The organism is Streptomyces hygroscopicus subsp. hygroscopicus (assembly GCF_001553455.1).
Taxonomy (GTDB): Bacteria; Actinomycetota; Actinomycetes; order Streptomycetales; family Streptomycetaceae; genus Streptomyces; species Streptomyces hygroscopicus.
This window is the reverse complement of sequence record NZ_BBOX01000537.1, coordinates 1-8532: the sequence shown is the minus strand read 5'-3', so window position 1 is coordinate 8532 and position 8532 is coordinate 1. Positions and strand designations below refer to the sequence as shown.

13 protein-coding genes are annotated in these 8532 nt (G+C 72.8%); all 13 read right to left on the bottom strand.

All coding sequences use genetic code 11. The annotated features are described in order from the left end of the window. On the bottom strand, positions 1 to 118 hold a 118-nt coding region (locus tag AXW62_RS42100), incomplete at its 3' end, for a biotin carboxylase N-terminal domain-containing protein (RefSeq protein WP_159061064.1). A gap of 54 nt (positions 119 to 172) precedes the next feature. Then, a complete protein-coding gene (locus tag AXW62_RS38245) occupies positions 173 to 1102 on the bottom strand; it encodes an alpha/beta hydrolase (RefSeq protein ID WP_060948412.1) in 930 nt (309 codons plus the stop codon). 109 nt (positions 1103 to 1211) lie between these two features. Then, the gene (locus AXW62_RS38240) at positions 1212 to 1955 is read right to left on the bottom strand and encodes a 2-hydroxychromene-2-carboxylate isomerase (protein WP_060948411.1); all 744 of its coding nucleotides are present in this window, start codon (positions 1953 to 1955) and stop codon (positions 1212 to 1214) included. A 24-nt stretch (positions 1956 to 1979) separates the two neighbouring features. Then, positions 1980 to 2765, bottom strand: a complete 786-nt coding sequence (gene fabG, locus AXW62_RS38235) for a 3-oxoacyl-ACP reductase FabG (protein WP_060948410.1) — start codon at positions 2763 to 2765, stop codon at positions 1980 to 1982. Between the two features lie 43 nt (positions 2766 to 2808). Then, positions 2809 to 3369 (bottom strand): 3-hydroxyacyl-ACP dehydratase FabZ family protein, encoded by a 561-nt coding sequence (locus AXW62_RS38230; protein WP_060948409.1) that lies wholly within the window; start codon positions 3367 to 3369, stop codon positions 2809 to 2811. Further along, positions 3366 to 3869, bottom strand: coding sequence for a 3-hydroxyacyl-ACP dehydratase FabZ family protein (locus tag AXW62_RS38225; RefSeq protein WP_252368887.1), 504 nt, complete (start codon positions 3867 to 3869; stop codon positions 3366 to 3368). The genes AXW62_RS38230 and AXW62_RS38225 overlap by 4 nt, the downstream gene beginning before the upstream one ends. 1 nt (position 3870) lies before the next feature. Beyond that, complete coding sequence (locus tag AXW62_RS38220; RefSeq protein WP_030843998.1) at positions 3871 to 4125, bottom strand: acyl carrier protein; 255 nt, start codon at positions 4123 to 4125, stop codon at positions 3871 to 3873. A gap of 84 nt (positions 4126 to 4209) precedes the next feature. Then, positions 4210 to 5199, bottom strand: coding sequence for an ACP S-malonyltransferase (locus AXW62_RS38215; RefSeq protein ID WP_060948408.1), 990 nt, complete (start codon positions 5197 to 5199; stop codon positions 4210 to 4212). A 38-nt stretch (positions 5200 to 5237) separates the two neighbouring features. Beyond that, positions 5238 to 6365, bottom strand: a complete 1128-nt coding sequence (locus tag AXW62_RS38210) for a beta-ketoacyl synthase N-terminal-like domain-containing protein (protein WP_060948407.1) — start codon at positions 6363 to 6365, stop codon at positions 5238 to 5240. 50 nt (positions 6366 to 6415) lie between these two features. Next, positions 6416 to 6811: a hypothetical protein gene (locus AXW62_RS38205; RefSeq protein WP_030839927.1), complete on the bottom strand. Its 396-nt coding sequence runs from the start codon at positions 6809 to 6811 to the stop codon at positions 6416 to 6418. A gap of 3 nt (positions 6812 to 6814) precedes the next feature. Further along, positions 6815 to 7222 carry a DsrE family protein gene (locus AXW62_RS38200; protein ID WP_060948406.1) on the bottom strand — a complete coding sequence of 136 codons (408 nt, stop codon included), beginning with the start codon at positions 7220 to 7222 and terminating at the stop codon, positions 6815 to 6817. Beyond that, entirely contained in the window at positions 7222 to 7548 is a 327-nt protein-coding gene (locus AXW62_RS38195) for a hypothetical protein (RefSeq protein ID WP_060948405.1), read from the bottom strand. Before AXW62_RS38195 ends, AXW62_RS38200 begins: the two co-directional genes overlap by 1 nt. Next, complete coding sequence (locus tag AXW62_RS38190) at positions 7545 to 8336, bottom strand: SDR family oxidoreductase (RefSeq protein WP_030839918.1); 792 nt, start codon at positions 8334 to 8336, stop codon at positions 7545 to 7547. Before AXW62_RS38190 ends, AXW62_RS38195 begins: the two co-directional genes overlap by 4 nt. Positions 8337 to 8532: the final 196 nt, after the last annotated feature.

Here is an 8532-nt window from a genome sequence, read left to right as displayed (position 1 = left end):
GGCATGCGTCCCGGTCCGGATCGGCGTAGACGGCAACGCTCGCGATCCCGGCATCCCGGCAGGCACGGGCAACACGGACAGCGATCTCGCCACGGTTGGCGATGAGCACCTTTTGCATGCTCTCTCTTCCCTCTTCCGAAAGGTTCCGTCCCGGCGAGGACGGTCACGGTTGCTACCCCAGGGCACGCTCGAGGAAGTCCAGCACCACGCTCGCGTAGCCTTCAGGATCGGTCTCCAGCCCGAGCAGATGCTCGGCACCCGGCAGGATGTGCGTCTCGGCCTGGGCATAGCGCTCGGCCAGCGCGTCCACCGAGGACGGCGGCACGATCGCATCGTGCTCGCCCGACATGAACAACAGGGGGATCTTGGCGAACTTGCCCGTCGCGGGCGGCGGCCACTGGGCCCGGAGCATGGCCGGCCCCACCGCGCACAGCGTCTGCACCACCACCGAACGGGACGGCTCGTCCTTGAACAGGGCGGGCAGCGGCAGCGCCTCCGCCTCCAGGTACTTGCGCAGCAGCGGCGGGACATCGTGCCCCGGCCCGCTGTCGCACACCAGTGCGTCGAGGTCGAAGCCGTCGTGCGTCAGCGCCCACATGGACGAGAAGCACGAGAACGAGAAGCCGTAGAAGGCTATCCGCGCCGAGCCGTACCCCCGCTGGGCGCGCAGATGGGACACCACGGTGGTGACATCGCCGGCGAACCGGTCGCCGAGTCCGAACAGCGCCCGGTCGTCGCTGCTGGCCCCGTGGTTGCGATGGTCGAACAGACAGACGGTGTACCCGGCGTCGTGCAGGAACTTCGCATGGCGCAGGCTCTGGTCCTTCGCCGTCGCCATGCTGTGCCCGAGCACCACCACCTTCTCCGGGGACCCCGGGCACAGCCAGGCGTCGAGGTGCCTGCGCGCCGCGAAGGGGACCTTCAGCTCCGTACAGGGCAGCCCGTGGTCCCGCGGATGCCCCCGCTGCTCCCGGCGCCTGGGGTGGAAGGCCAGATACGCCAGCGAGGCCCCGTACAGCGGGGCGATCGGCAGGGCCGCGGCCGAGAGGACGCGGGCTCCCACAGAGGGAGACCGCGCCGACGTCTGGCGTGGCTCGGGCATCTGCGTCCTCCAGGAGGGGGAGTGTCCATCGGCGGTCAGGGCGGTCTCGTCTCGGTCGGAACGGGCGGGCGGACGGGCACAACGTGTGAACGAGCGGGCGGGCGAAGAGTCAGCCACAGCCTCCGGCATGGCCCGGATCGGCCGACCGGGCGGCGGCGAAGTCCGTCCCGGACGGTCCGGCGGGGGGCGTGTCCCGGGCGCGTGCGCCGGAGCCGGGGCCCGGCCGCGCGCCGGAGCGTACCGAATCGACGAAGGCCGGCAGCCGGTCCACGCCCCAGAACTTGTCGTAGCCGTGGGTGAAGAACGGCACGCCGAACGCCCCGGCGTCGCTGAGCGTGAGCAGCGCCCGGAGCCCCCGGCCACCGCGCAGCTCCTCGTCGTCGGCCGCCGCCGCGGCCCGGTCGGGCGGGAGCCCCAGCTCCTCGGCGATGGCCGCGATGGTCGCACGGTCGCAGATGTCGCGGCCCTCCAGCCAGCGCGCACGGTAGACGCGTTCGATGTACGCGGGGCCCAGCCCCGCGTCCAGCGCGAGGAAGTACGGCAGATGCGGCACCTCCCAGACCGGGTCGACATCCACCGGCCAGCTGACCGCGAGCCCGCGGTCGGCCGTCAGCCGGCGCACATCCTGGAGAATATAGAGATGCTTCTCCCGGGACATCGCCGCGTACGGAAAATGATGGCGGTGTTCGGCCATACGGCGCTCATGATCCGCGTCCGGCTCCCACCACGGGTGCCATTCCACCGCCTGTGCGACATCCGGATAGCGGTCCATCAGGTCACGGTAGGCGATCCAGCTGTACGGGCTGCGGAAATTGAAATAGAAGCGCGGTGCTTTGCTGCGCTTGGCTGGCACGTCCGTACCCCCTCGCTCGTCCCGTCAGATGATGATGCCGCCGTCGACCTGGAACACCGCGCCGGTCACGTACTCCGCGCCGACCAGGTACGCGACCATGTCGGCGACCTCCTCCGGACGGCCGAAGCGGCGCAGCGGGATGCTTTCCTCCGCTTCCTTCCGGGCCCGGTCGGACAGGTCAGCCGTCATATCGGTCTCGATGAAGCCGGGCGCCACCACATTGGCCCGGATGCCGTACCGGCCGACCTCCTTGGCGAGCGACTTGGTGAAGCCGATGATCCCCGCTTTGGAGGCCGCGTAATTGCTCTGGGTCGCATTGCCGTGGACACCGGCGACCGACGATATGTTGATGACACATCCGGACTTGCGTTTCATCATTCCGAACACCACGGAACGGCACAGGTGGTAGGTGCCGTCGAGGTTGACCTCCAGAACGCCCCGCCACTCCTCGTCCTTCATCAGCAGCAGCGGATTGTCCCGGGTGATCCCGGCGGAGGTGACCGCGACCTCGACCGGGCCGAGCGACTCCTCGGTGAAGGCGACCAGTTCGCGCACCGCTCCCGCGTCGCGGACGTCCGTCCGCCGGCCGATCACCCGCCCGCCGCCGAGCCGCGCCGCCTCCTCCTCCAGCGCGCGGGCGGCGTCCGGGCTGGACCGGTGGCAGAACACCACATCGAATCCGTCCCGGGCCAGCCGCAGCACGGTGGCCCGGCCTATGCCCCGGGAGCCGCCGGAGACCAGCGCCACACGCGGCGCCCGCTCCCCGTCACCGGACGCGCGGCCCGTGTCGTCGGATATTCGGTCGGACATACGGTCGGGTCCTTCTCGGTGGGTGTCGGTCAGCAGGTGTCGGTCAGCGGGGGTCGGTCAGGGGCGGTGCGGCGGCAGGCGGTTGGGCGGCCGGGTCCGGTCGGGTTCCGGGCGCGGGCGGGCCGGCCGCCGGTCCGCCGGTCAGGTCGGAGGCCGGGCGCATGGTCATCGTCAGCCGGCCGACGGTGAGGGCGGTTTCGTCCCCGACCAGGCTCTCGCCCTCGAAGACGAAGGTCTCGCCGACCTGGCGGGCCAGCCGCACATGGTGCTCCACCACATCGCCGGGCACGACCGGGCGGTGGAACTCGGCGTCGGTGATGCCGCCCAGCAGCATCGCCTTGCCCGTGCGCACATCGGGGTTGGGCCGGTCCCAGGCCACCAGCACCCCGGCCACATGGCACCAGGACTCGATGAGCACCGTCCACGGATAGTGGTAGTCCTCCTCGGACGCGGTGTCCGGCATCCCCTCGTACCAGGGCTCGTTGCAGGTGACCGCCTTCAGCCCGCGCGCCCGCTCGCCCGGCACCAGTTCGGTGACCCGGTCCACCAGCAGCATGGGGTAGCGGTGCGGCAGCACCCGCTTGATCTCATCGACCGTGATCATCCGGCGTCCGTTCCTCGGTCCCGGCCGCTCCGGGCCTCCATGTCCCTTCCCATCTCTCCGGCCCTTCCGGTCTCTCCGGTCTCTCCGGCCCTTCCGGTCTGAGTTTTCCGGTCCTCGAAGCGCAGCCTTATCTGCGCGGCGGTCCCGCGCCCGGTGGCCGCCGAGGCCCGGCAGCGCAGGGCGCCGTCCTTGCGCGACCAGACGTATTCGCTGGTCAGCTCGTCTCCGGGGTAGACCGGACTCAGGAAGCGGGAGGACTCGACGGCCGCCAGGACCCAGCGCCCGCCCGGTTCGCGCTCCGGCAGCGTGGCCAGGGCGCCGCGCTGGACGTACTCGACGACACACACCCCGGGGAAGATGGCGAACCCCGGGAAGTGCCCGGCGAACACCTTCTCCGACGCGTCGACCACGGCCACGCACCGGGCGGGCCGCTCACCGGGGACCCCGGGGTCCACGACCTTCACCGTGCCGTCGACCGGTCCCCACCCGGCCGCCGTCATCTCACTTCTCCAGCTTCGAGGCGAGCAGGTCGTGCACCTTCCGGAGCGTGGTGATGTCCTTCATCTCCCGCTCCTCCAGCTTCACCGCGTACTTCTTCTCCAGGACGACCATGACCTCCAGGGCCATCAGGGAGTCCACGCCGAGCGTCTTGACGAAGTCGGCGTCGTCGGTGACGTCCTCCTCGTCCACATCGAGCACATCCGCGACGAAGGTGCGCAGCTCGTCCATGTCCACGGCGGTGGTGGCGTCGGCCATGCGGGGGTCTCCTTCCGTTCTCAGGGGGTGGGGCTCAAGGGGTGGGGCTCAGGGGGTGGGGCTCAGGGGGTTCAGGGGCGGGGTTCAGCGGGGCTCAGCGGGCTCGGGGGCGGTGAGCTTGGCGAGGGCGGCGGCCGACTCGACCGGGACGGTCAGCGCGCCGTCCACGATCCGGCGGATCATGCCGGTCAGCTGGCGTCCGGGGCCCAGCTCCACGAACCGGGCGCAGCCCAGTTCGCCGGCCAGCGTCCGTACGCACTCCTCCCAGCGCACCGGGCTGGTGAGCTGGCTCAGTTCGAGGTCCCGCCAGTGCTCTCCGCTCGCGTACGGGCGGGCGTCCGTATTGGCGACGACCGGGGTGTGCGCGGCGGCGAAGCGCACGGCGGCCAGGGCCTCGCGCAGCTCATCGGCGGCGGCGGCCATCAGCGGGCTGTGGAAGGCGCCGCCGACGGCGAGCCGGATCACCTTGCCCTCGCTCTCGACGGCCAGTCCGGCGAGCCGGTCCACGGCCTCGGCGGTGCCCGAGACCACGATGGCGCCGGGTGCGTTGACGTTGGCGATCCAGACCTGGCCGCCGTCCTCCTGGACCCGGGCGACCAGCGTCCGGACGACCTCGGGGCCGAGCCGCACTACGGCGGCCATGGTGCCGGGCGACCGCTCGGCGCACGCGCGCATGGCCCGGCCGCGGGCGGCGACGAGGCGGGCGGTCTCGGCGAGCGGTACGGCCCCGGCGGCGTACAGCGCGGTGTACTCGCCCAGGCTGTGCCCGGCGCAGGCCACCACCTCACCCAGCAGCCCGGCGGCTTCCGCCTCCCGGTGGGCGAGGACCTCGGTGGTGAAGACGGCGATCTGGGCGAGATCGGTGCGGCGCAGCGTCTCGTCGTCGGCCTTCAGCAGGAGTTCCTCGACGTCGGTGCCGGTGTGCTCCGAGATCTCGGCCACCAGCGGCCAGGACGCGGTGTCCCGCCACGCCTGGCCCATGCCCGCCTTCTGCGCGCCCTGCCCGGGGAAGACCAGCGCCGTACGGGGCGGCTCGTCCCCGGCCGCCGTGCCCGTTGTCCCGATGTCCGTCATCTCATCCAGCTCCTTCGCTCATGGGGTCGGCCGGCCCGTCACCGGATCCGCAGCAGGGCCGCGCCGACCACTCCGTCCCGGTCGACGGTGGTGACCAGTGCGGTATCGCCGGAGGCGATCTCTTCGCGCTCGGCGAGCGCCAGGACGGCGGCGATCTGGAAGGCCGCCGCGGCGGCGCAGGTGTCCCCGACGGTGTCGGCCACCGTGATCCGCGGCGGCTCCGCCCCGCCGAGGGCGTCGGCGAGGGCGGCGCGCTCGGCCGCACCCTCGGCGCCGGGGGCGCCGGAGTCGGCGACGGCGGCCAGCTCGCCGGGGGTCACACCGGTGCGCTCCAGCAGCCTGCCGATCGCCCCGGCGAGCACCGTACGGGCGGCCCGCGCGTCCACGGCGCAGCCGAACTCCAGGCCCACGACCTCGGCGAGCCCCGCGCGCCCGTGCTCGCGCGCCGAGGCACCGGGCTCCAGCAGCCATACGGCCGCGCCTTCCCCGAGCACGGCGGCGCTGTCGGCGCTGTCCTCGTCGGCGCGGGCGTGCCACTCCAGCCAGGCGCGGGCGGAGGAGAACTCCTCGACCGCCCCGCACAGCACGGCGTCCGCCCGTCCGGCCCGCTGCAGCCGCAGGGCGTACTGGAGGGCGAGCAGTCCGGTGGCCCGGCCGCCCGCGATGGTGGTGTTGGGGCCCTTGAGCCCGTGCCAGATGGCGGACTGGCCGGCCGCGCAGTTCATCACGGTGTTGGGGAACCGGGCCGGGTCCACGTAGAAGGGCTTGTCCCCCACCAGCGAGTCCCGGGTGAAGTCCATGATGCTCTGGGCGGATCCGGTGCTGGTGCCCAGCGCGAGACCGGTCCGCTCGTCCACCCCCGCGAGCCGCTCGGCCTCGCCGTCCTCCCGCTCCCCGGTCAGCAGATGGCGGATCGCGGTGACGGCCAGCCCGGTGGCCCGGTCCATGGAGCGGGTGCCCTTGCGGCCGAGGATCTGCCGGATGTGGAAGTCGGGCACCAGGCTCGCCGCACGGAACGGCACCGACCACTCCTCGGGGTCCAGCGGCCGGCCGGCCGAGCGGCCGGACCCCAGGCCCGCGGTGAAGTCGGCCCCGCGCAGTCCCAGGGGCGATACGGCGGTCCAGGCGGAGATGACCGGGGCTGCCCCGCCGGAGGCGTTGACCATGGGTTCGGGTACTCCTTCGGGAGGGGCCGAGGGGCCGTGGGAGGGACGGGTCACAGGAACCACACCTGTTCGTAGGAGGGCCAGCGGGCCGCGAGGCCGTCGCCTTCGATGACGCGTACGCCGGGCAGCAGCCGCTCGGCGGCGGTGCGGCCATACCCGGCCAGGCCGTCCTCCTCGACCAGCACGGTCACCCCGGCGGCCAGCAGCCTCGCCACGGAGGCCGGGGGGTGGGGCAGGGTGTCCAGGGTGCGGTCGCCCAGGCGCAGCGAGGGCCGGGAGCCGGTGTCGAGGGCGTAGCCGACGGCGGGGCCGCGCAGCGCCAGATCGCAGCCGCCGCTCCGCCGGTGCAGATCGGGCACGCAGTACAGCGCGTCCGCGTACTGGGTCTCGATCGAGCCCCGGTACGCCTTCTCCACGATCAGCAGCCAGCGCGCCTGGTCGCCCATGGCTCAGCACACCCCCATGAGCAGGCTCTTGTCCGCCGCGCTCACATGCTCGGCGAAGACGAACGGCGCCCGCTTGCGGACCTGCGGTATCTGGTCGGCGGCGCCGCGCTCCTGGGCGCAGAAGCGGCACACGTACCAGTACAGCCGGTCGGGGTGGCCGGCGATCAGCTCGCGGACCACGCGGGCGGTGGACGGATATTCGCGGCCCAGGTCGGTGTAGTCGCGCGGTTTGGTCTCGCCGAGGGCCGCGCAGGTCAGCCGGGTGGCGTCGCCGCAGGTCCAGATCTGCACCCGGGCGCCCCGGTCGAGCAGCGCCGTCGCCAGCCGCAGCGCCGAGGTGACCAGGTCGGTCTGGTGGGGCGCACCGAAGAGGTTGAGCAGTACATCGGTACGGGGAACGGGCCGGGCCATCAGTGCCACACCGCCCTGACCCGTGGTTCCAGCAGCTTCGCGGCCACGTCGGCCATCTCCACCAGCCGCGCCCGGGGCGTCAGGTCGGCGGCGGGCAGGGCGCGCTGGGCGGCGGAGAAGGTGTCCACCCACAGCTCGCCGCCGTCGCTCAGAAAGGTCTCGATGCCCGGTGCGCTGCCGGGCACGGCGGCGGTCACGCCGTTCTCGACAAGGAACAGCACCACCGCGTGGCCGTCCCTGGCCAGCCGCGCGGCGTCGCCGAGGAACCGCTCGCAGGCGGGTCCGGTCTGCGGCCCGCCCGTCTCGATCAGCAGGTGGTCCGTCATGTCAGCAGCTCACCGCCGTCCACGCCGATCACATTGCCGGTGATCCAGGAGGAGTCGGTGCGCGAGAGCAGCGAGACCGCCTCGGCGACGTCCTCGGGCCGGGTCAGCCGGCGGTGCGGGTTGAGGTCCCGGGCGCGGGCGGCGAGCCGGTCGCTGCCGGGGATGCGCTCCATGGACGGGGTCGGGGTGACCCCGGCGCGCAGCGCGTTGACCGCGATGCCGGAGGGGGCCAGTTCCAGGGCGAGCTGGCGCACGTGGGACTCCAGGGCGGCCTTGGCGGCGGAGACGGCGCCGTAGCTGGGCATCACCCGGGCGCCCCCGGCGCTGGTCATCGCGTACACCTTGGCGCCCTCGCGCAGCAGCCCCGCGGTGAACAGGTCCTGGGTCCAGTAGACGAGGGAGTGCGCCATCACGTCGAGCGTCATGTTCATCTGCCGGGCGGTCAGGCTCTCCTCGCCCGCCGCGCCGACGTACGGCAGCAGCGTGCCGAAGGCGAGGGAGTGCACCACGATCCGGATGCCCTTGCCGCCGGTCAGCTCCTCGAACCGGGGCAGCAGCTCCTCGCGGGTGCGGGCGGAGGCGGCGTTGGCGTTGAAGAAGTGCGCCTCGACGCCGTGGCCGCGCATCTCCTCCCCGGCGACGGCGGCCTTCTCCTGGCCGTCGGTGGTGTCGAAGTGGACGCCCAGGATGTGGACGCCCTCGCGGGCCAGTTCATGGGCGATGGCCAGGCCCATACCGCTGGAGGCGCCCAGGACCAGGCACCAGGATCCTTCGAGTCGCGTGATCATCGGTCGCTCGCTCTCCGCCGTCTCCGCCGGCCGCTCATCGACTGCTCGCTTCCGTTCCGCCGGACCGTCCCGGGCCGTCCCCGGTCCCGCCCGAGGTGGCGTCGGCCCCGCTCCCCGGGTCCGGGACCGGGTCCGGGCCCGGACCCGGGGTCACCAGGCACACGGCGGTGTTCCCCTCGGCCGCCGCGGTGACGAC